The 21,486-nt window shown below is 66.2% G+C and carries 20 protein-coding genes and 1 pseudogene; 3 read left to right on the top strand and 18 right to left on the bottom strand.

All coding sequences use genetic code 11. The annotated features are described in order from the left end of the window. Positions 1 to 179 precede the first annotated feature (179 nt). The 6 genes from flgG to BBA01S_RS08570 all read right to left on the bottom strand — a co-directional run bounded on the left by flgG (position 180) and on the right by BBA01S_RS08570 (position 4,920). On the bottom strand, positions 180 to 968 hold the full coding sequence (flgG, locus tag BBA01S_RS08595) for a flagellar basal-body rod protein FlgG (RefSeq protein WP_027816063.1): 789 nt from the start codon (positions 966 to 968) through the stop codon (positions 180 to 182). A gap of 57 nt (positions 969 to 1,025) precedes the next feature. Further along, positions 1,026 to 1,784, bottom strand: coding sequence for a flagellar basal-body rod protein FlgF (gene flgF / locus BBA01S_RS08590; RefSeq protein WP_027816062.1), 759 nt, complete (start codon positions 1,782 to 1,784; stop codon positions 1,026 to 1,028). Between the two features lie 32 nt (positions 1,785 to 1,816). After that, positions 1,817 to 3,079: a flagellar hook protein FlgE gene (gene flgE, locus BBA01S_RS08585; protein WP_027816061.1), complete on the bottom strand. Its 1,263-nt coding sequence runs from the start codon at positions 3,077 to 3,079 to the stop codon at positions 1,817 to 1,819. A 32-nt stretch (positions 3,080 to 3,111) separates the two neighbouring features. Beyond that, a complete protein-coding gene (locus tag BBA01S_RS08580) occupies positions 3,112 to 3,756 on the bottom strand; it encodes a flagellar hook assembly protein FlgD (protein WP_084162014.1) in 645 nt (214 codons plus the stop codon). A 143-nt stretch (positions 3,757 to 3,899) separates the two neighbouring features. Further along, positions 3,900 to 4,325 carry a flagellar basal body rod protein FlgC gene (flgC, locus tag BBA01S_RS08575; protein ID WP_027816059.1) on the bottom strand — a complete coding sequence of 142 codons (426 nt, stop codon included), beginning with the start codon at positions 4,323 to 4,325 and terminating at the stop codon, positions 3,900 to 3,902. A gap of 79 nt (positions 4,326 to 4,404) precedes the next feature. Beyond that, positions 4,405 to 4,920 carry a flagellar basal body protein gene (locus BBA01S_RS08570; protein WP_027816058.1) on the bottom strand — a complete coding sequence of 172 codons (516 nt, stop codon included), beginning with the start codon at positions 4,918 to 4,920 and terminating at the stop codon, positions 4,405 to 4,407. A 227-nt stretch (positions 4,921 to 5,147) separates the two neighbouring features. On the opposite strand from BBA01S_RS08570, the gene flgA reads away from it, so the two are divergent. The 3 genes from flgA (at position 5,148) to BBA01S_RS08550 (ending at position 7,509) form a co-directional block, all read left to right on the top strand. Further along, positions 5,148 to 6,482, top strand: coding sequence for a flagellar basal body P-ring formation chaperone FlgA (gene flgA / locus BBA01S_RS08565; protein WP_052391704.1), 1,335 nt, complete (start codon positions 5,148 to 5,150; stop codon positions 6,480 to 6,482). 170 nt (positions 6,483 to 6,652) lie between these two features. Then, positions 6,653 to 7,003 carry a flagellar biosynthesis anti-sigma factor FlgM gene (gene flgM, locus BBA01S_RS08555; RefSeq protein WP_027816056.1) on the top strand — a complete coding sequence of 117 codons (351 nt, stop codon included), beginning with the start codon at positions 6,653 to 6,655 and terminating at the stop codon, positions 7,001 to 7,003. Positions 7,004 to 7,062: 59 nt separating this feature from the next. Then, the gene (locus BBA01S_RS08550) at positions 7,063 to 7,509 is read left to right on the top strand and encodes a flagella synthesis protein FlgN (RefSeq protein ID WP_027816055.1); all 447 of its coding nucleotides are present in this window, start codon (positions 7,063 to 7,065) and stop codon (positions 7,507 to 7,509) included. Between the two features lie 131 nt (positions 7,510 to 7,640). On the opposite strand, the gene BBA01S_RS08545 is transcribed toward BBA01S_RS08550, so the two are convergent. From BBA01S_RS08545 to BBA01S_RS08490, 12 genes and pseudogenes are all read right to left on the bottom strand, one after another. Continuing rightward, entirely contained in the window at positions 7,641 to 8,216 is a 576-nt protein-coding gene (locus BBA01S_RS08545; RefSeq protein ID WP_027816054.1) for a PIN domain-containing protein, read from the bottom strand. After that, positions 8,213 to 8,680, bottom strand: coding sequence for a helix-turn-helix domain-containing protein (locus BBA01S_RS08540; RefSeq protein WP_027816053.1), 468 nt, complete (start codon positions 8,678 to 8,680; stop codon positions 8,213 to 8,215). The genes BBA01S_RS08545 and BBA01S_RS08540 overlap by 4 nt, the downstream gene beginning before the upstream one ends. A gap of 179 nt (positions 8,681 to 8,859) precedes the next feature. Beyond that, positions 8,860 to 9,591: an RNA polymerase sigma factor FliA gene (locus BBA01S_RS08535; protein ID WP_027816052.1), complete on the bottom strand. Its 732-nt coding sequence runs from the start codon at positions 9,589 to 9,591 to the stop codon at positions 8,860 to 8,862. Between the two features lie 374 nt (positions 9,592 to 9,965). After that, positions 9,966 to 10,748: pseudogene (locus tag BBA01S_RS40600) on the bottom strand (MinD/ParA family protein); the annotation flags it as partial. Next, the gene (flhF, locus tag BBA01S_RS08525) at positions 10,741 to 12,810 is read right to left on the bottom strand and encodes a flagellar biosynthesis protein FlhF (RefSeq protein WP_027816051.1); all 2,070 of its coding nucleotides are present in this window, start codon (positions 12,808 to 12,810) and stop codon (positions 10,741 to 10,743) included. The gene flhF and the pseudogene BBA01S_RS40600, both read right to left, overlap by 8 nt. A gap of 311 nt (positions 12,811 to 13,121) precedes the next feature. After that, on the bottom strand, positions 13,122 to 15,221 hold the full coding sequence (flhA, locus tag BBA01S_RS08520) for a flagellar biosynthesis protein FlhA (protein ID WP_027816050.1): 2,100 nt from the start codon (positions 15,219 to 15,221) through the stop codon (positions 13,122 to 13,124). Then, positions 15,221 to 16,516, bottom strand: coding sequence for a flagellar biosynthesis protein FlhB (flhB, locus tag BBA01S_RS40595; protein ID WP_084161979.1), 1,296 nt, complete (start codon positions 16,514 to 16,516; stop codon positions 15,221 to 15,223). Before flhB ends, flhA begins: the two co-directional genes overlap by 1 nt. A 251-nt stretch (positions 16,517 to 16,767) precedes the next feature. Continuing rightward, a complete protein-coding gene (locus tag BBA01S_RS40590) occupies positions 16,768 to 18,006 on the bottom strand; it encodes a DUF3443 domain-containing protein (RefSeq protein ID WP_042296497.1) in 1,239 nt (412 codons plus the stop codon). A gap of 101 nt (positions 18,007 to 18,107) precedes the next feature. Continuing rightward, positions 18,108 to 18,629 carry a DUF2844 domain-containing protein gene (locus BBA01S_RS08505; protein WP_027816049.1) on the bottom strand — a complete coding sequence of 174 codons (522 nt, stop codon included), beginning with the start codon at positions 18,627 to 18,629 and terminating at the stop codon, positions 18,108 to 18,110. Positions 18,630 to 19,058: 429 nt separating this feature from the next. After that, the gene (cheZ, locus tag BBA01S_RS08500) at positions 19,059 to 19,790 is read right to left on the bottom strand and encodes a protein phosphatase CheZ (RefSeq protein WP_027816048.1); all 732 of its coding nucleotides are present in this window, start codon (positions 19,788 to 19,790) and stop codon (positions 19,059 to 19,061) included. A gap of 1 nt (position 19,791) precedes the next feature. Beyond that, the gene (gene cheY, locus BBA01S_RS08495; RefSeq protein WP_027816047.1) at positions 19,792 to 20,187 is read right to left on the bottom strand and encodes a chemotaxis response regulator CheY; all 396 of its coding nucleotides are present in this window, start codon (positions 20,185 to 20,187) and stop codon (positions 19,792 to 19,794) included. Positions 20,188 to 20,348: 161 nt separating this feature from the next. Next, on the bottom strand, positions 20,349 to 21,485 hold the full coding sequence (locus BBA01S_RS08490; RefSeq protein ID WP_042296494.1) for a protein-glutamate methylesterase/protein-glutamine glutaminase: 1,137 nt from the start codon (positions 21,483 to 21,485) through the stop codon (positions 20,349 to 20,351). Position 21,486 lies beyond the last annotated feature (1 nt).

Here is a 21,486-nt window from a genome sequence, read left to right as displayed (position 1 = left end):
CGCCCGGCGCAGCGTGTGCTGCCGCCGCGAGCGAAAGTTGACTTGAACGGACTGGCCCATATTCCTCACCACTTCTCTTCCGTACTGCTATTGCTGTTGCTTCAGGTTCCCGGCGGCGCCGGGATCGTGCTTCAAAGCTGCGCTTTAACCTGCGCCTGAACCTGCGCCTGAACCTGCGCTTACACCTGCATCTGGCTCAAGGTCTGGAGCATCTGATCCGACGTCGTCAGCGCCTTGCTGTTGATTTCGTAGGCGCGCTGCGTCTGGATCATGTTCACGAGTTCCTGCACCACGTTCACGTTCGACGATTCGACGTAGCCCTGGTTGAGCGAGCCCGAACCGTTCAGGCCCGGCGTCGTCACCGTGGGCGCACCCGACGAAGCCGTTTCCGACACCAGGTTTTCGCCGTTGCTCTGCAGGCCGGCCGGGTTGATGAACATGGCGACCTGGAGCGAGCCGATCGTCGTGTTGCCCGTCGAGCCCGGCGTCGTCACCGTCACCACGCCGTCGCTGCCGATGGTGAGCGAGGTCGCGTTGGCCGGCACGGTAATGGCGGGCAGCACCGGATAGCCGCTCGCCGTCACCAGCTGACCCTGCGAGTTGGTCTGGAACGAGCCGTCGCGCGTGTATTGCGTCGTGCCGTCGGGCATCTGCACCTGGAAGAAGCCCGCGCCGTTGATCGCCACGTCCTTCGAGTTGCCGGTCTGCTGCAGGTTGCCCTGCGTGTAGAGGCGCTCGGTCGCGACCTGCTGCACGCCGGTGCCGACCTGGCTGCCCGACGACATTTCGGTGGTCTGCGTGGAGTTCGCACCCGGCTGGCGCAGCGTCTGGTACATGAGGTCCTCGAACACGGCGCGCGAACCCTTGAAGCCATTGGTGCTCACGTTCGCGAGGTTGTTCGAGATCACGTCCATCTGCGCCTGCTGGGCGTTCATGCCGGTGGCGGCAATGTAGAGCGATCGGTTCACGGTGTCTTTCTCCCGGCGCGTAGTCTGCTTCTTGCGAGACCGGCGGCCTAAATATGCTTAGCTGAAATTGAGCAGCTGGTTAGCGCTCTGGTCGTTCTGGTCGGCGGTCTGCAACAGCTTGGTCTGCATCTGGAACTGGCGCGCGTTGGTGATCATCGAGACCATCGCGGCGACCGGGTTCACGTTGCTGCCTTCGAGCGATTCCGTCGCGATCTTGACCGTCTGGTCGGCGTCGGCCGGATTGCCGTCGGACGTGCGGAACAGGCCGTCGTCGCCGCGCTGCAGCGACCCTGCGGCCGGGTTCACGAACTTGATCTGGTCGATCATGGCGATCGCGCTGGCCGGGCTTCCCGGGGCGAGCGCCGAAACCGTGCCGTCCGAGCCGATCGTCACCGCCGAACCCGGCGGCACCGCGATCGGGCCGCCGCCGCCGATCACCTGCTGGTTGCTGGCCGTCACGAGCTGGCCGTTTTCGTCCACGTGCAGGTTGCCCGCGCGCGTGTACGCTTCGTTGCCGTCGGCGGTCTGCACGGCCATGAAGCCGTTGCCCTGGATCGCGATATCGAGCGGATTGCCGGTCTTCGAGATCGCACCGGGCGTCATGTCTGCGCCTGGCGTCGCCGACAGCACGAACGTGCGCGTGGTCGAGTCGTTGACGGTGGAACCGTCGCCGAACGACATCGGCACGGAGCGGAAATTCGCCAGCTGCGCGCGAAAACCCGTGGTCGAGACGTTGGCCAGGTTGTTCGCGACGACGGCCTGCTGCTCGAGCGCCTGGCTCGTGCCCGTCATCGCGGTATAAATCAGTCGGTCCATGATGTACCCGGTGCGTAATTAGACAAACGTACTTACATCTGCAGCAGCGTCTGGTCGACGGTCTGCTGCGTCTTGATGGTCTGCGCGTTAGCCTGATAGTTGCGCTGCGCCGTGATCAGGTCGACGAGCTGGTTGGTCAGGTCGACGTTCGACGACTCCACCGCGCCGCCCGTGAGCGTGCCGTGGTTCGTGCTGCCCGGCGTCGAAACCTGCGCCACGCCCGAAGCCGCCGTTTCCTGGAACTGGTTGCCGCCCAGGTTCTGCAGGCCGTTCGGGTTGTTGAAGTTGGCGAGCACGACCTGGCCGAGCGTCTTGGTCTGGCCGTTCGAGTAGTTGCCCGTGATGGTGCCGTCCGAGCCGACCGTGAAGTTCGACAGTGTGCCGCTGGCGTAGCCGTCCTGCGCGAGGTTGTTCACGCCGTTGGTGCCGCCGTATTGCGTCGTGCCCTTGAAGTCGAGCGTGACCGCCATCGAAGCCGCGCCGTCCGAGAGCTTGCCGCCGGCCGTGCCGATCTGCAGCGTCATCTGGCCCGTGCCCGTCGCCACGCCTGCCGTGTCGGTCGACGACACCAGCGAGCCCGACGAATTGAACGACATCGTGCCGACTTCCGAAGTCGTGCCGCCCGAGACGCCCGAGTACACGGTGTAGAGCTGGTTGCCGCTCGCGTCCGTGCCGCCCTTCACGAAGTACATGTTGACCTGCTGCGTGCCGCCGAGCGAGTCGTAGGCCGTGATCGAGGTCGAGTAGTTGTAGCTCGCCGAATCGGTGGCGCTGAAGGTCGAGTCGGTCGGCGTCGCCGCCTGCGCGTTCAGGTTCAGCTGCGCCGTGACCGTCGAGGTCGTGACCGGTGCGATGTTGGTCGTCGGCACTTGCAGCGGCACGGTTTGCGCCGTGTTCACCACGCCGCTCGTACCGGCTGCGTAGCCCATCAGGTCGTTGCCGGCGGCATCGGTGATGTAGCCGTTCTTGTCGAGCTGGAACACGCCGTTACGCGAATACGTGACGGTGCCGTTGTTCGACATCTGGAAGAAGCCGTTGCCGTTGATGGCGACGTCGAGCGCCTGGCCGGTCGTCGTGATCGTGCCTTGCGAGAAGTTCTGCTGCACTTCCGAAAGTGCCGCGCCCAGACCGATCTGGGTGTTGACCGAGGTCGCCACGGTGTTCGCATACACATCGGCGAATTGCGCCTGGCTTTGCTTGAAGCCAACGGTATTCGCGTTGGCGATGTTGTTGCCAATGACGTCGAGGTCGTTCGACGAAGCGGCGAGGCCGCTCAATCCTTGCTGGTAGCCCATGAGTGTTTACTCCGCGCTGTCGTTTATCGGGTTCAGAGAATGCCGGCCACGCTCGAGAGCGGAACCGTCTTGCCGTTGGCGAGCGAAAGGCCCGCCGTGCCATCGGATTGCTGGATCACGGCGCTGACCTTGCTCGCGACGAGCGCCGTCGCGGAGGTGGCCTGACCGTTGACCGTCGCGCTCGCGCTGATCGTGTAGTTGCCGTCGGCCACCACTGCGCCCGACGAGTCGGTGCCGTTCCAGGTGACCGGCACGGTGCCCGCCGACTGCGCGCCCAGGTCGAGCGTGTTGACGACCTTGCCCGTCGAATCCTTGATCGTGAGCGTGACGTCCGACGCCGCCGACGTGAGCTGCACGCCGAGTTGCGGCGAGGTGCCGCTCGACACCGCGGCCGTGCTGCCGGCCGCCAGTACCGTCGAGCCGATCAGCAGCGCCGACTGGGCGTTCTGGCCCGCGGACAGCTGCGTCGACAGCGACGTGAGCGACGTGTTCAGGTTCGCGATGCCCGACACCGTATTGATCTGGGCAAGCTGCGAGGTCATCTGCGAGCTGTCCATCGGGCTGGTCGGATCCTGGTTCTGCAGCTGCGTCACGAGCAGTTGCAGAAAGGTCTGTTGCAGGTCGCTGCCGCTGGTCGCACTCGACGAGGTCGACGAACTCGCCGACGTGCCGTTCATGGTGTCGAGCAGCGTCTGCGATACGGTGGCGGAACTGCCGCCGATGGTGGTGTTGCTGGAGGTCAACGCGTTCTCCTCGGATACGCTGTCTGTAGCGGGTTAGCGTGTGGTGTGGTTCTCGTTCCTGCGCCGGCTTAGGTCTTTCAGGTGCCGATCGTCAGGGTCTTGAGCATCAGGGTCTTGGCGGTGTTCAGCGTCTCGATGTTGGCCTGGTACGAGCGCGACGCCGAAATCATGTTCACCATTTCCTGCACCGGATCGACGTTCGGCATGCTCACGTAGCCGTTCGCATCGGCCGCGGGGTTGTCCGGGTCGTAGGTCTGCTTCATCGGCGTCGGATCGTCGATCACGCCCGTCACCTTCACGCCGCCGACCTGCTGGCCCGACGCGCTGCGCGCGCCGCCAAGCGGGTTGACCGCGAACACGACCTGCTTGGCCTTGTAGGGCTGGCCGTCCGGGCCGGTCGTACTGTCGGCGTTGGCGAGATTGGACGCCGTCACGTTCAGGCGCTGCGATTCCGCCGACATGGCGGAACCGGCAACGCTGAAGATATTCATGAGGGATGGCATGGTTTCGTTGACCTCGGGTCGGTGCGTCTTGCTGCTGGCTTAAAACGTTTGCTGGGTGGCGCGACTAAAAGGCTTCGGTTTAGCTCGAACCCGACTGGATCGCCGAGAGCATCGTCTTGATCTGGCTCGATACCACGGTCATGCCCGATTCGAAGTGCAGCGCGTTATCGGCGAACTGCACGCGCTCGGTGTCGAGATCGACCGTGTTGCCGTCGAGCGCGGGCTGCGTCGGCGTGCGGTACATCACCGGGCTCGAATACGTATCGGCCGGGCCGCCGGTCGCCGCGAGCTTCACGTTGCCCGCGAGGTGGCCGGCTTCGGTGGTCGCCATCGACATGCCGCTCGTCACGCCCGCCGGCTGCGCCAGCGCGAGCGGCTGGAAGTTGCCGCCGGTGGACGGCGCCATGCCGCTGGGCGTCGCCGCGCCCGCGTGCTTGAGCGCACCGGCGAGCGAAGCCGAGAAGTCGACGTCGCGCGCCTGGTAACCCGGCGTGTCGGCGTTCGCGATGTTCGAGGACAGCAGCGCCTGGCGCGTCGCGCGCACATCGAGCGCTTCGCGGCCAAAGGCGAATTCGGCGTCGAGTTTGTCCAGCATCGGGCGTTCTCCGTTACACGTAATGAAAGGCTGCGTCGGCGCACTCATCGCGCATCCGTCATCCGGATCGATCGCGCAGGCCTTTTTGCATGGAGTTGAATGTTAGGCGCGCGACGCAAGAACCAATCGGACGAATAGCCGGTAACTCGCCCCTCTATTCGACGCCAGGATGCGCGGCGCGCCACCTAGAATGCGAGGCGTGTCAATGCAATAGAGGGAGAACGACCATGCCGCAGACAGCCAACCTCCGCGCGCGCCGCGCGGCAGCGCCAAGGCTCGCGCTCGGCCGTTCAGTTCGTCGCCTGGTCGGCCGGTCGGCGCTGCGCGCCGCCGTAGCCGCGCTGGTGGCGGCTTCTGGCGCGCTCGCGAGCGGCGCCGCCTGCGCGCAAAGCGACGCGGCAAACCAGCAGATTTATATTGCGGGCCCCGGCGACCGCGCCGGCGAGGACGCACAGCGCATGAGCGCGATGCTCGCCGAGCCGTCGAAGAGCAAGGCCGCGGCCAACGCGAATGCTTACGCGGAAATCGCGAAGTCGCTCGCGTATCGCGCGAACGTCCAGGCCCAGCAAGGGCAAGCGCCCGAATCTCAGGCCGGCATGATTTCGATTCCCGGCCCCGGCGAGCGCGGCACGGCCGCCGCCCAGAATGCAGCCGCTGGCGAAACGCCGCAGATCGTCACGATTGCCTCGCCGGGCACGCCTGCTCAGCCTGCGGTGCAGCGCCCCGCGATCGTGCGCGCCGTGCAGCCGATGCGTGCGACGCCCGCCACGACCCAGAACGCCAGCGCAAACCCCAACGCCGGCGGCTTCCAGCGCGTGAGCATGGCCGCGCCGTCGCGCGCGGTGGCGCCCGTCGTCGTGCAGAGCGCGGCGGCTTATGGCCAGGCCGCGCAAGCCGTCCAGGCGGCGCAGGCCGTGCAGCCGGCTCCCGTGCCGCCGGGCCAGGAAGACGGCGAGCGCATCCGCGCCGCTGCCCTCGCCTACTTGCAGCAACAGTCGGCCGGCCTGCCCGGCAAGGTCGAAGTGAGCGTCTCGCCGGTGTTCCCGCGCGGCCTCGCGGCCTGCGACGCGCTCGAACCGTTCATGCCGCCTGGTGCGCGCAGCTTTGGCCGCACGACGGTCGGCGTGCGCTGCGTGGGCGCGAAGCCGTGGACGCTCTACGTCCAGGCCCGCGTGGTCGTGCAGATCACCTATTACGTCGCGTCGCGCCAGATCAATCCGGGCGAGGCGCTCTCAGCCGTCGATTACGTGCCGCGCGACGGCGATCTCTCGACGCTGCCGCAAACCGTCGTCACCGATCCGAGCCAGGCCAACGGCGCCATCGCGCTCATGCGCATCACCTCGGGGCTGCCGCTGCGCTCCGACATGCTGCGCAGCGCCTCGTCCGTCGTGATCGGCCAGACGGTCAAGGTGATCGCGGTCGGCTCGAATTTCACGATTTCCTCGGAAGGCAGCGTGCTCAACAACGCCGCTCCGGGCCAGCTGGTGCGCGTGCGCACCCCCAACGGACAGATCATTAGCGGCGTGGTGAAGGACGCCGCAACGGTGCAGGTGCAGATCTAGGGATGAATCACGAGGCATTCGATGCCCGATGCATCGCGATCGGGCCCGAAAATGTTCAGGATGGCTATGTGCGCAAGCACACGTAACATCGTGTAACGGCTGGAGATTCGCGCTAAAGTTCGCGCGGCCCCTTGCCGTTATAAAGGCCATACGGATCAGGAAGCCCCATCGTGAAAATCGACACCTCCACCCGCAATGACGCGCTGCCGCTGCAGGATGGCCTCGCGCGCACGCAGCAAGGCGAAACCGCAAGCACCGCGACGACCGGTGGCACGGCGTCCAGCGCCGCGCCCGCAAGCGCCGCGAGCACTAGCGGAGACGCCAACGTGAGCCTTTCCACGCTTTCTTCCTCGCTGCGTTCGCTCGCGGCGAGCGGCTCAGCCGACATCGACACGGCCCACGTGCAGTCGATCAAGGACGCCATCAAGAACGGCACGCTACAGATCGACACCGGCAAGATCGCCGATGGCATTCTGGAAACGGCGCGCGGCCTGGTGAAACCCGCTGCTTCGGGCAGCTAGAGAGCCAGACAGCGCGGCGGCGGGCCGTCCCGCACAACCCGCTTTAACGGTGGTACCCGATGAAAGACGCTCTTCTCGCCACATTGATCGACGAACACGCTGCGGTGGAGGCGTTCGCCTCGCTGCTCGCCTTCGAGGAGAAGGCGCTCACCACGGCTGACGGCATGGATTCGCTGCCGCAGATCGTCGAGCAGAAGACGACGCTCACGCAGCGCATGGCCGGTCTTGAGAAGGTGCGCGACGCGCAGCTCAAGGGTCTGGGCCTGCCGACCGGGCGCAAGGGCATCGAAATGGCCTGCGACGGCGACGAACGCCTGTCGGGTCAATGGGCGCTGCTCAAGGGTTCGACCGAGCGCGCGCGCCGGCAGAACCTGACCATCGGCATGATGGTTCGCACGCGCATGGAGCACAACCGCCGGGCGCTGGCGATCCTGCGCGGCGAGACGAATACGGGCACGTCGATGCTGTACGGGCCGGATGGGCGCCTGCCGCAGTTCGGGCTGTAAGCTGGGCGAGTGATTCGATTGATGTGATTGATGCGATTGATGCGCGGGCAGCGATAGCCGCGCGACGCAGATGAGAAAGCCGAAGCCGGGGTGCTTCGGCTTTTTGCTTTTGGGGCGGTGCGGCCAGGCGCTCAGAGTAGCAGCCGGAAAGGCGCGAGCGATTTGCAGGTTTGCACCAGGCCCTGCTTGAGCAGGATCTCGAGGTAGCAATCGGCATCGATGGGCGGCTGACGAAGGCCGCGCCGCTGGCGTTGTGCGGCAAGCAATACGGCCGCCGCATCAAGATCGAAAAGATCGTCGATAAATACATCGGGATGCTGTGCTTCGATCCCGTAAGCCGCCAATATTTCGGCGGGAAAATCACGTCCATTGAAGGTGACGATCACGCTTGCATGGCAGCGGATCGCAGCAGCAAGAACATGGCGATCATCCTGATCGGGCAACGTCAAACCAGCGATCAAGTCTTCGTAGCCGGTGACGAGGCAATCCGGCACAGCCTCGTCCATCAAATCGGAGGTTCGATCGAGGCGGCGCTTATCGATATCCGGACGATTTTTGAGCAGATTGCGCTTCCATTCGTGATGGATCTGCGTACTCCACCGCGCACGAAACTTCCCGGTCTGGCTCAACCGCACCAGAAAATCCCGCAGCGGCGCGGGATACAGGACGCACGCGTCATAGACGGCCGTGAACGGTGAACTACTCATTCGTAACCCAGCCCTAGTTCTTGTGCTTCACGCGTGAGCTCGTCCATCGCTTGCTCGCTCCTCTGGTCGCGCTCGGCTTTGTAGCGCATCAGATCGTCAAAGCGCACGCGGCGGTGCTTGCCTGCCTTATGGAAGGGCAACGCATTGGCCTCCAGCAATTTCACCAGATGCGGACGCGAGACGTTGAGCAGATCAGCGGCCTCCTGCGTCGTCAGTTCAGCATGCACGGGCACCACCTTGACGGCATTGCCATGCGCGAGCTCAGCCAGGATGTCCACGAGCAGCCGCAACGCCGAAGTCGGCAACTCAACGACATGAGCGACATTGTCGCCGTCAAAAATCTGGATGCGCTGCGTGTCGAGGCCGGTCGTCAAATATGCCGCAAGAGCACGCTGGCCCGCCGCCGCTGCATGAACTTCGCGCTCGATCGGCAGCGCAGCTTCGGCCTGGTTGGAATGGGGCATGACGAACTCCTGGGAATCAATAACGACAATTCGACATTGTATTCGAAATATTCAACAAACGAAATAAACGAAACATCGACGACTTTGTCACACCAATTAAAAAAGCCGAAGCGCTCGCACGCTCCGGCTTTCCCCTCCCTGCTACCCCGTCAACGCCGTTGTTGCGGCGTCTTGCTTATTCAGTTCTCCGTGCCCGCCCACGCCATTTCGCGCAGACGCGTACGCAGACGCGCGACCGCCTGGCTGTGCAGCTGGCACACCCGCGATTCGCTCACTTCCATCACCGCGCCGATTTCGCGCAGGTTCATGCCGCGCTCGTAGTAGAGCGACATGAGCAGCTTTTCGCGCTCGGGCAGTCGCTCGATCGCCTCGACCAGCGCGCCGCGCAGGCTGTCGTCGAGCAGCGCCGACAGCGGATCCGAGTGATCGACACAATAACGGTCGAGGAACGGCTCGTCGTCGGCGGAGCGATCGAAGTCTTCGTAATAGATCAGCTGGCTGCCATGCAGGTCTTGCAGCATCGACTGGTACTCGTCGAGCGGCATTTCCAGATGGTCGGCGATCTCGGTTTCGCTCGCCGCGCGGCCCAGACGCTGTTCGACCTTGTGCACCGCGCTCTCCACCTCGCGCGAGGTGCGGCGCAGGCTGCGCGGCAGCCAGTCGTTGCTGCGCAGCTCGTCGAGCATCGCGCCGCGAATGCGCTGGCTCGCGTAGGTTTCGAATTGCGCGCCCTGGTCTTCCTTGTAGCGGTTGGCGGCGTCCATCAAGCCGATCATGCCGGCCTGGATCAAGTCATCCAGGTCCACGCTCGCGGGCATTTTCGCCACGAGTTGCAGACCCAGGCGCCGAACGAGCGGCGCGTATTTCGCGAGCACGTCGGCCTGCGAAATCTTTCCTTGAGCGTTATACATCGTGCTCTCCTGTCGACCGCAGCCTGGGCTTGTTGCCCCGCTGCGATCCCATGCAAATTAGTTGCTTGTTTCCCTTGCTGCGCTCTCGAAACCCCACGTCAAGCGTGCTGGGGCGTCGGGCGCGGCACGGGCGGGTCCGCCCGCCATCCTGCATGGGCCGACGCGGGCGCGGATGGAACGCCAGTGACGGTCGAAACAAATGATTCAGCGGCATTGCCCTGCCCGCTTGCCAGCGCCGATACCGCTGCCGCCGCCACGCCCGCAGGCGCGGTCTGCACGCCAACCTGCTGCGCAGGCGCCGAGCAGCTATCGGCCGCCACCGCTTCGGCGAAACTCGTCGAGCGGCCCGCGCCCGTCGAACGGGCCGACAGCGCGGGGCGCATCGGCCAGTGCGGCAGTTCGGCGGCCACGTGGCGGAAGTCGCGTGCGGCGGCCGTCGACGGGAACGCATCGACGATGCAGCGCGACAGTTGCACCGCGCGCGGCATGTGCGGATCAGCGGCCACGCAGCCCGCGTTTTCGAGCGACACGGCGAGATAGCGGCTGGCCACCCCGGCGAGGTTCTCGAACGCGGCCTGCGCGTCGGGAGCGTGTTCGATGTGGTTCACCAGCACGCGGAACTGGCCGATCGCATGCGCGAAGTGCAGCCGCTTCATGCAGGCGTAGGCATCGGTGATCGCCTGCGCGGACACGCGCATCACGATCAGCAGGTCGTGCGCGTGCATCGCGAGCGGCGACAGCGCGCCTTCGGCGTCGAGCTGCGCGTCGATCAGCACGAAATCGGCGGGGCCGCTCAGCACCTTGTTCAACTGCGCGCCGGTGTACTGCGCGCGGTGTTCGCGGGAAGCGGCCAGCACGCCGAAGCCGAGGGCGTGACGCCCGATTGCCTCGTCGAGCGCCATCTCGCCGCGCATCACCGCCGCGAAGTTGCCCGCGCCGCGCACGCCGCCGAGCAGTCCGCTGACGGAGCGCGGCCCGAGGCATTCGTCGATGACGAGCACGTCCTTGCCGTGGGCGGTCAGCGCGGCCGCGAGGTTGATGACGGTCGTCGTGCGTCCCGGCGCGCCGGGCCCGCCGGTCACCGCGATCACACGCGAACCTTCGCGCGCCAGCAGCCTGCGCAGGCCTTCTGCCTGATCGATCACAAACTTATCCAAACCGGACCTCGTGGGCTTGCGAATTCGAGCGGTTCGACAACGCCGACAGCAGCGCGGGAATGTCGTCCTCGTGCGGCACGAACGGCGAGCGGTCGCGCGGCACGCAGAAGGCGCTGCGAACCAGGAAGCGGCGCGTGGCCACATACAGGTTCTCCGGCACCTTCTGGCCGGTCGAGACGTAGTGCACCGGCAGCTTGTAGCGCAGGACGGTGTCGAGCGTGCTGCCGAGGTTGGTCGCCTCGTCGAGCTTGGTGAGAATGCAGCCGGTCAGCGGCGATTCGTCCGGGCCGCTCTGGTAGGCCTGCACCACTTCGTTGAGCGTGTCGCCGTGATTGGTCGCCGAGAGCAGCAGCAGTCGCTGCACCGGACGGCCCGTGCCGCACAGCATGGCGATCTGGTCGGCCACGGCGCGGTCGCGCTGGCTCATGCCGATCGTGTCGATCAGCACGATGTGCTTGCTCTTGAGTTCGGTGAGCGCGAGTTCCAGGTCCGCGCCGTCGCGCACCGCGTGCACCGAGACGCCGAGGATCTTGCCGAAGATACGCAGTTGCTCGTGGCCGCCGATACGGTAGCTGTCAGTCGTGAGCAGCGCGACCTTGCTGGCGCCGAAGCGCATCACGCAACGCGCCGCGAGCTTCGCCGTGGTCGTGGTCTTGCCCACGCCCGTCGGGCCCATCAGTGCGAACACGCCGCCGCGTTCCATCAGCGCTTCTTCGTCTTCGAGCACTGGCAGGTTCGATTCGAGCACCGACTGGAGCCACTCCATGCCGGCTTCTTCGGTTTCCACGTTGGGCAGGCGCTCAATCATCATCTTGACGAGCTGCGCCGAGAAACCCGCCGCGAAAAGCTGCTTGGTGAGCGCGCCCTGCACCGGCGTGCGGCGCTGGCGCTCGCCCCACAGCAGGCCGGCGAACTGTTCTTCCATCATGCCGCGCATCGACGCGAGCTCGTTCATCACGGTCTCGTTGACCACTTGTTCGATGCGCGAGCGGATCGCTTCGCTGACCGTTTGCGCCGTGTTCGATGCGGCGGCAGCGGCGGCTTCCGCGCCGGGAGCCGGGCCAGCGGCGTCGGCGCTCTGGCCGATGCTGCGCGCGGCGCGGCGGGCGGCGGCGTGGGCCGCTTCGAGCGCCCACTGCGGCTGGCTCGCTTCGACATCGGCGGGATGCACGGGGTCGGCGGTCATGCCCAGGCCCTTGGCCATCGCGGCGGACGGCGACATGCCGGGCGTCTTCGTGTTTTCTTGCTGGCTGGCGATGCGGCGCGCGTGGTCGATCAGCCAGGGGTTGGTATCGGCCATCGTGCGCGGCGCGCTCGCCGAGTCGCCGAACGGCTGCGCGACGGCTTGCTCCAGCAGCGCGGCGGCTTCGCGCGCGGCGGCCTGGTTCGAGACGGGACGGCTTGCGGCGTTCGCGGAAAACGTGCCGAACGGCGAGGCGGCCATCGTCTGCGAGGTCGGCGGCATGGTCGTTTGCTGCGCGGCCTGGCCGGCGGCGGCACGCGACGCGGCGAACGGCTGGCTGCCCGCTTGTGCGCCCGCCGATGCGCCGAGCGCGGCTTCCAGCGCGCTGGCAGCGGCCTTCGAGGGCTTCGGCTGAAGCGATTGTGCGAGCGAAACGGAGATGTCGTCGGCATGGTCGCCGTCGTCATCGCTGCCGGCGGCGCTCTGGCCATCGGCGCCTGCTGCGCCCGGCTCGACGCCCACTTCCGGGCTCGCGCCGAACACCGACGAGAACACGTCGGGCATGCCGCCGCTTGCGTACGGGTTGCCGAAGCTCGCCGCGGCCGCCGATGCGGCGGCTGCGCCTGCGCTCATCGGCGTGCTCATTGGCGTGCTCACGCCGGGCAGAGCGGGACGCTGCGTGCGCGGCGCGAGCGCTTGCAGCTGCGCCGCATCCGCCGGTGCGATCGCGGCGAGGTCGCTGTCCGCGAGTGCAACGATTTCGACACTACCGTCGTCGAGCGTGCGGTTCGACAGGACGACGGCGTCCGCACCCAGCGCTTCGCGCACGAGGCGCAGAGCGTCGCGGCTATTGCCACCGATGAATTTGCGAATGTTCAAGCTATGCCCCTGATGAGGTAAGCGGCCGTGCCGCCTGTCGTATGCCGATGAATGCGTCTGGATCACTGCAGGTTCCCGCACTGCGTGAACCCTTCTCCGATGTTGGAATTATTTCGAAGGTGAGCCCTTCACGATCGGTGGATCAGGAAGGGGAAATGTGGGCAATTCGGCCAATGACATGACGGGGGGGATGGGGGTGCGACCGTCACCATCGAGATCGACGCCCCCCGGAAACGCAAAAGCCCGCGACTGAGCGCGGGCCTTTGCCGATGAACCTGAAGGTGCGTTAAGCGCGTCAGCCGCGCCTACCCTCAGCCCACCCCCACCACATTCACCACCTTCACGTTGCGCGTATCCGGCACCTCGGCGTACGAGAGCACTTTCAGCTGCGGCAGGCTGCGGCGCAGGAAGCGCGAGAGCATCGGGCGCAGCGCGTGCTGCACCAGCAGCACCGGCGCCAGTCCCAGCACCTGCTGACGGCCCATGGCCATTTCGGTCTGCGTGAGCAGCGTGTGCGCCAGACCCGGCTCCAGCCCCGGGTTCGGGCCGGAGGTGAGCGTTTGCGACAGCACGCGCTCCAGGTTCGCGTCGAGCCCCATCACCTGCATGTCGCCGCTGCCCGGGAACCACTGCTGCGTGATCGCGCGGCCCAGCGAGATGCGCACCACCGCCGTGAGGTCGTGCGCGTCGGGCATGCGCTGCGCGTGTTCGGCGAGCGATTCCATGATCGTGCGCATGTCGCGGATCGGCACGCCTTCTTCCAGCAGGTTCTGCAGCACCTTTTGCAGCGTCGTGACCTGCAGGATCTTCGGCACGAGATCGTCGACGAGCGACGGCGTGTCCTTCTGCACGCGCTCCAGCAGCGCCTGCACTTCGCGGCGGCCCAGCAGCTCGGCGGCGTGCGTCACGACCAGGTGGTTCAGGTGGGTCGCCACGACCGTGCTCGAATCGACCACGGTATAGCCGAACACCTGCGCCTGTTCGCGCATGTTCGAATCGATCCAGATGGCCGGCAGGCCGAACGCCGGATCGGTGGTCGGCGAGCCCGGCAGCACCGCGCTCACCTGCCCCGGATTGATCGCGAGCCATTGGCCCGGATAGGCCTCGCCCGAGCCCACTTCGACGCCCTTGAGGGTGATGCGGTAGGCGTTCGGACGCAGTTCGAGGTTGTCGCGGATATGAATGACCGGCGGCAAGAAGCCGATTTCCTGCGCGAACTTCTTGCGGATGCTCTTGATGCGCTTGAGCAGTTCGCCGTCCGTGTTCTTGTCCACGAGCGGAATGATGCGGTAGCCCACTTCCAGGCCCAGCGTGTCGATGAGCGCCACGTCGTCCCAGCTCGCTTCGGTGTTCTCGACCGGCGCGGCCGCGGCCGGCAGGACGTCCGCCAGCACGGCGCTGGCCTTCTTGGCCTCGGCGTTCTTCTTCATCACGCGGCCAAGCTGGATCGCGCCGCCGCCCAGCAGCAGAAACGCGAAGTGCGGCATGCCGGGAATCAGGCCCATCATCAGGATGATCGAGCCCGTGATCATCAGCACGCGCGGGTTCGTGAACAACTGGCCCGTGAGCTGCGTACCGATGTCTTCGTTGGTCGCCACGCGCGAGACGATCACACCCGCGGCCGTCGAAATCACCAGCGACGGAATCTGCGCGACGAGGCCGTCACCGATGGTCAGCAGCGTGTAGGTCTCGCCCGCCGCCGCGAACGGCATGCCGTGCTGCACCACGCCCACGATCAGGCCGCCAATGATGTTGATCGCCATGATCAGCAGGCCGGCGATCGCATCGCCGCGCACGAACTTGCTGGCGCCGTCCATCGAGCCGTAGAACTCGGCTTCCTGGGCGATTTCGGTACGGCGCTTGCGAGCGGCTTCTTCGTTGATGAGGCCCGCGTTGAGGTCGGCGTCAATCGCCATCTGCTTGCCGGGCATCGCATCGAGCGTGAAGCGCGCGGACACTTCCGCGATACGCCCCGCGCCCTTCGTGATCACCATGAAGTTGATGACCATCAGGATCACGAACACCACGATACCCACGGCGAAGTTGCCGCCCACGAGGAAGTGGCCGAACGATTCGATCACCTTGCCCGCGGCGTCGGGGCCGGTGTGGCCCTCTAGCAGCACGATACGCGTGGAGGCCACGTTCAGCGACAGGCGCAGCAGCGTGGAGAACAGCAGCACACTCGGGAAGGCCGCGAAGTCGAGCGGCTTCATGGTGTACATGCTGACGAGCAGCACCATCACCGACAGCGCGATGTTGAAGGTGAACAGCAGATCCAGCAGGAACGGCGGCAACGGCAGGATCATCATGCCGAGGATCATGCAGATCAGGACAGGCCCGGCGAGTGCGCGCAGATTCGTGCCTTGCAGCATCTCCGGGCGCCGCGCGAGGAAACCAGTGCGGGCGTTCATTACGTTGCTCCTTCATTGCCGTCGCGCGCGGTGCCGGCGCGACCTGCGGTGCTTGCTTGATCCGTCGCTGCGCTGGCAGCGTTGTTCTTTGCGGCGCTCTTTGCCGCGCCTTCTTCAGGCGACAGCGTTTCGTCGGCTTCTTCGGCGGCGTCTTCGTCGCTCACGCCGCCCTTGTCCAGCTCCGCTGGCACGTCGAGATCGGTCGGCGCCATCGGCACGTCGCCGCCATGCTCGCGAAAGCGCTTGAGCTGATAGACCCACGCGAGCACCTGGGCGACCGCGCCGTAGAGCGGGCCGGGAATTTCGCGGTTCAGGTCGACGTTGTGATAAAGCGCGCGGGCGAGCGGCGGCGCTTCGAGCAGCGGGATGTTGTTCTCGGTGGCGATTTCGCGGATCCGCGCGGCCACCAGGTTCACGCCCTTGGCGACCACCTTCGGGGCGCGCATTTCGCCGTCCGCGTATTGCAGCGCGACCGCGAAGTGCGTCGGGTTGGTCACCACGACGTCGGCCTTGGGCACCTGCGCCATCATGCGGCGGCGCGCCATGGCGCGCTGCTGCTGGCGAATGCGGCCTTTGACGTGCGGATCGCCTTCGCTTTCGCGGTGCTCGCGCTTCACTTCTTCCTTCGTCATGCGCAGCTTGCGGTGGTACGACCACAGCTGATACGGCACGTCGATGGCGGCCAGCAGGAACATGCCCGCGACCGTCATGCCGCAGCACACCACGATCAGGTGGAAGGCATCGGCAAAGGCGCGCGGCGCGGGCTGCATGCCGAGTCCCAGGATCTCCTCGCGGTGGTTCCACAGCGCCGAGCCGCCGATCGCGCCCACCAGCAGCGTCTTCACCATCGACATGCCCAGTTGCACCGGCCCGTTCAACGAGAAGATGCGGCCCAGGCCCGTCATCGGGTTGAGGCGGTCGAACTTCACGCCGATCGACTTGGTCGAGAACAGCCAGCCGCCCAGCGCCAGCGGCGCGAGCAAGGCCGCCACGCCGGTCAGCGCCAGCACCGGCAGCACCGCGAAAATCCCCTCGCGCGCGGCGACGCCCGCGCCCGTGAGCATGCGTTTGGTCTCGAAGGCGCCCGCGTGGTCGAACGTCAGCGCGCCGCGCAACATCGCCTGCAGATGCCCGCCGATGCTGTCCGACAGCAGCCAGGCGCCGAAGCAGCCCGCCGACAGCAGCGCGAACGTGGAAAGCTCCCGCGAACGCGCAATCTGCCCCTCCTCCCGCGCCTTTTCGAGGCGCTTGGGAGTGGCTGATTCGGTTTTTTCGAGGTCGCTGTCCTCTGCCACAGATGCTCCGGTCGGCGGCGCACGCGGCCCGCCACCCATGTGGTGACGGCGTACGCCCTTTTTTCAGTGAGAGCGATTATTGCCTTGCGGCGCAAGCGACGATTGACGGAGTAAGGCAGGGAAACCCGGGTATTTCGCCGGATGGGGCTGCGCGGGCAGCCATGCGGAGGGAATAAGGGCGCGACCGGCGGTCTGCGCGGGGAACCCCTGCGCGCCGCCGCCGGATTGCCCGTGGCGGCGCGCAGGCCGGATCAGAACGCGACGTAAGGCGTCTGGGTGCCGCCGGTGGCGGTCTGGTCGATCCCGTAATAGACGTAGCGGCCGTAGAAGAACGGCAGGCCGAGGTCGAGGGACGAATTCGAGCCGAACTGCCCCGCAAGATCGTTGAACGCAAAGAAACTGCTGTTGCCGAGCAGCGCAGAGGCGTTCACCACGTTGAAGGTGATGCTGCCCGAGTCGTTGTTCTGGTCGACGAGCGTGGTGGTGAACGTGAGCGCCGTGGACGGGCAGTAGAACGAGCCGAGATTGCCGCCGCACTGGGCGATGGCGCTATCGGCGAAGAAAATGCCGTTCGATCCCGAATCGAGGAAGGCCGTCAGCGAGCGGCTGTTGAAGGTCGTCGACAGGTCGCCCCACGCGGTGGTCGTGAAGCGCTGCGAGGCCGCCATCGTGTTGTTCGACTGCGTGCCGATGCCGAACACCAGCGTGCCGGTGGCCGTGGCCTGGCCGCTGTTGGACACCGGCGGCATCTGCAGGATCACGCCGTTGTTGTCGGTGGCGAAGTGCGCGACCGGGTTGGCCACCTGCTGCTTGAGCGCGACCGCCGTCTGGCTGCAATTCGTGCCGTTCGGGCAGGCGAAGTAGTTGCTGTTGCCAGCCGTCACGCAATTCGCGCCGCAGTCCCACGGCGCGACGCCGATACCCAGAATGCCGTTCGCCCCCAGCGCCGAGGTCGTGTTCTGCGCCGCGCCGATGTTCGAGCACACCTGCGGCACGGTGGACGTGGCCAGGTCGCCGATCACCTGGATCGGGATGGCGCTGGCCGTTTCGCCGCTGATCTTGACGTCGGCGGTGCGCACCGTGCCCCAGGTATAGCCGTCCGCGAACGCCGTACATTCGGCGAGCGTGCTGGTGCCCGAGGTGACCTTCGGCAGCGCGCCCTGCATCGTGCTGTTGAGCGCCGAGTTCAGCACGCGCAGACCGTAGGAGCCGGTATCCACCTGCACGTTGCCGATCGTCTGGCAGGTGCTGGTGTTGGCCACGCACACCGTCACGCTGACGGTGGGAATGTTGGGCATCGAATTGGTGACGCCGCTGTTGACCGTCACGGCGACGGTGTTCGCGGCGGTCGCGGCGATCGGCTGCTGGGTCGGGCCGGCGGGCAGTGACGAGGTATCGCCGCTGTTGCTGGAGGTCGAGCTGCTGGAGCTGGAGCCCGAGCTGCCGCCACCGCCGCCGCAGGCCGCGAGCCCCGCCGCGAGGGCGAACAGCGCAGCGAGAGCGAAGTGACGGCCAGTGTTACCCGGCTCGCGCGAAAAGCGAGCGAGGGCGTTGAGGATTCCGTAGTTGGACACGCGTCGCCTCCCGTTCGTCATTGAATATCGGACGTGCTGAAGCCCGACGGCAACGCCGACGGCAGCCACGCCTGGCCCGAGAACGCGCCCATGTGGCCGCCCGAATGGACGACGAGCGCGCTGTTCTCGACCATGCCCGGCCCGCGCACGCCATTGGCGCGGCTGGCCTGCACGCCTGCGACGTATTGCGGGAAATACGTGCCGAGCAGCGCGGAAAGGTCGGGCATCTGCGGCCCGCTCCACGCGACGGCGAAGACCGTGCCCGCAGTCGTGAGGTACTCGCGCACCGCCGTGCCGTTGGCCAGCGTGGTTTCGCGCACGGTGTAGCTGCTCGACGTGCTGGAAGACGAGGTGCCCTGGGTGGCCTGACGCGCCACGGCAGCCGCACTCGGGCCCGACGTCGTGTTGACGTTCGCGCCGGACGGCGTGGTCATGGGCGCACCGCCTAGCGCGGCGCTGGCCGGTTGCGCCGCGCCCAAAACACCCATTGCGCAGATGAACGCGACCGCAGCACGCGATGCTGCGCCGCGCAAAGGCATGGGCGCGGGCGTGGTGCGATCGGAAAACGAGGTAGATGAAGCAGATGTGCCGACGGGTGATCCCGTCGCACCGGACACAATGGTCGATCGTTGCGGATTCAAGGCGGCCCTCCCTCTTTCGATGGCGCGTTCCTCCGCTCGGCGCACGACTCGCGCCAGTCCGCCAGCCCGGTTCAACACAGCAGGCGACGGCAGAAGGCGGACGACGGCTCGGCAGGGAACGGCAGGCTTCGCTTCGTTGCGCCGCCGCAGCATTCATGGATGCGGGCGTGCGGCGACCTTGAGCGAACGTCCTCTAGTATGCCTGTCCCACATGACATGCAACAGCATCCCAGCGGGCCGGAATACACCTGGCGAGAAGGTTGTTAAGCGCCGCGCATCATCCAGGGGCATTCCCCGGCAAACGCGGCGCCCAACTCCGCTAGCGCATCAGAAACCGAGGCTCGCGAGCAGGTCGTCGACCTGCGCCTGGTCCTGCACCACATCGGCCTTGCCTTCCGGATTGATCTGCGGGCCGTTGAGCAGGCCTTCGGGGCTGCCCGTGCTCGCCTGCACCTCGGCCAGCGCGGCCGCCGTGGCCGCGAACTGCTCGCGCCGCTCGGGCGCGATGTTCTCGACCAGCACCGTCAGCAGTTGCTGCTCGATCAGGTAGACCACGTCCATGATCTTCTTGATCACCTGGCCGGTCAGATCCTGGAAATCCTGCGCGAGCATGATTTCGAGCAGGTGCTGGTTCGTCGCCGCGGTCGCCTGCGGCACCACGTCGAGGAACTGGCGCGTGTCGTCCATCAGCGAGCGCACTTCCTCGCGCCCGATCGGTGCGCCGTACCAGGTCGACCAGCGCGCCGACAGCTCCTTCGCATCGGCCTCCAGCTTTTCCTGCATCGGCTTGGCGAGTTCGATCGCGGTGAGCACGCGCACGGCGGCCTGCTCGGTCATGTCGGCGACGTAGCGCAGCCGGTCGCGCGCGTCGGGCACCGCTTCGGCGGCACGCTCCACGGTCTTGTCGAGACCAAGCTCGCGCATCGAGTCGCGCAGCGTGCGCGTCAGCTGGCCGATGCGCGCGAGAATGCGGTCAGACGCGAACTCGCCCGAATCGGCGCCAGCGTCGTCATGCTGCCCGGCGTGCAGCGCCGCGGACGCATCAATGGGCTCGTTCACGTCAGCTCCCGGTCTTCGCCATCTTTTCGAGAATCTTGTTGAGCTTCTCGTCGAGCGTCGCCGCCGTGAAAGGCTTCACGACGTAGCCGCTCGCGCCGGCTTGAGCGGCGGCGATGATGTTTTCCTTCTTCGACTCGGCGGTCACCATCAGCACCGGCAGGTGCGTAAGCGTCGCGTCGGCGCGGATTTCCTTGAGCATCGCCAGACCGTCGAGGTTCGGCATGTTCCAGTCGGAAATCACGAAATCGTAGTTGCCGCCGCGCAGGCGCGCGAGGCCCGCTGCGCCGTCTTCGGCTTCGTCAACGTTCGCGTAGCCCAGTTCCTTGAGCAGGTTGCGGACAATCCGGCGCATCGTCGGAAAATCGTCCACCACCAGAATCTTCATTCCCTTATCCATCTCGGTTCCATTCTCCAGGCTAAAACCCGGGCAATTATCCAGACAAGCGCCGTGCCTATCCAGATAAATTAATCGTGATCGATCGCAGAGTCCTTACAGATTCGTGCGATCTCTCGAAATATTGGCCGACGGCGTAGCGAGCAACTGCCGCGCCGCTTACGTCAAACGCGCTGGACGCGGTCGCCCATCGAGGCCAGGCGCGTCATCACGCGACGGCTCATGTCCGACAGCGAGGCGATTTCATCGGCGGCGCCGAGGGCAATCGCTTCACGCGGCATGCCGAACACGATACAGCTCGCCTCGTCCTGCGCGAGCGTGAACGCGCCCGCCTTGCGCATCTCCAGCAGGCCTGCCGCACCATCGCGGCCCATGCCCGTCAGGATCACGCCGATGGCGTTCTTGCCCGCATGCTGCGCCGCCGAGCGGAACAGCACGTCCACCGACGGACGATGCCGGTTCACCGGCGGGTCGTCGGACAAATGGGCGATGTAGTTCGCGCCGCTACGCGCGAGCAACAGGTGAGCGTGGCCCGGCGCGATGTAGGCGTGGCCGGGCAGCACGCGTTCGCCGTGCTCCGCTTCCTTCACGGTGATGCGGCACAGGCCGTTCAGGCGCTGCGCGAACGACTTCGTGAAACCGGGCGGCATGTGCTGCGCGATCAGCACCGCGGGCGCGTCGGGCGGCAGCGGTTGCAGCACTTCGCGGATCGCTTCGGTGCCGCCCGTCGATGCGCCGACGATGATCAGCTTTTCGGTCGACAGCAGCGGGTTGTTGATCATCGGCGCGGCGGCGACCGGCGCATGCGCATGCGCGCCATGCGAGGCGTGTGCGCTGGCCTGCGGCGCTGCGCCCGTCGCGGCGGGTGCTGCGGCACGCGCGGGCGCGGCCGGACGCACGCGGGCGCGCGAGGCGGCGCGCACCTTGTCGGCGAGCTTTTCCGCGTAATCGAGCATGCCGTCGCGAATGCCGACCTTGGGCTTGGTCACGAAGTCGACCGCGCCCAGTTCCAGCGCGCGCAGCGTGATTTCGTTGCCGCGCTCCGTCAGCGACGACACCATCACGACCGGCATCGGGCGCAGGCGCATGAGCTTCTCGAGGAAATCGAGACCGTCCATGCGCGGCATTTCCACGTCGAGCGTGAGCACGTCGGGGTTGTGCTGCTTGATCAGCTCGCGCGCCACGAGCGGGTCGGGCGCGGTGGCGACGACGGTCATGTCCGGCTGGCTGTTGATGATCTCTGTCATCAGGCTGCGGATCAGCGCCGAATCATCGACGCAGAGAACCTTGATTTTTTGCACA

It is taken from the genome of Paraburkholderia bannensis NBRC 103871 (genome assembly GCF_000685015.1).
Lineage (GTDB): Bacteria > Pseudomonadota > Gammaproteobacteria > Burkholderiales > Burkholderiaceae > Paraburkholderia > Paraburkholderia bannensis.
This window is presented reverse-complemented; position numbering and strand designations above follow the sequence as displayed.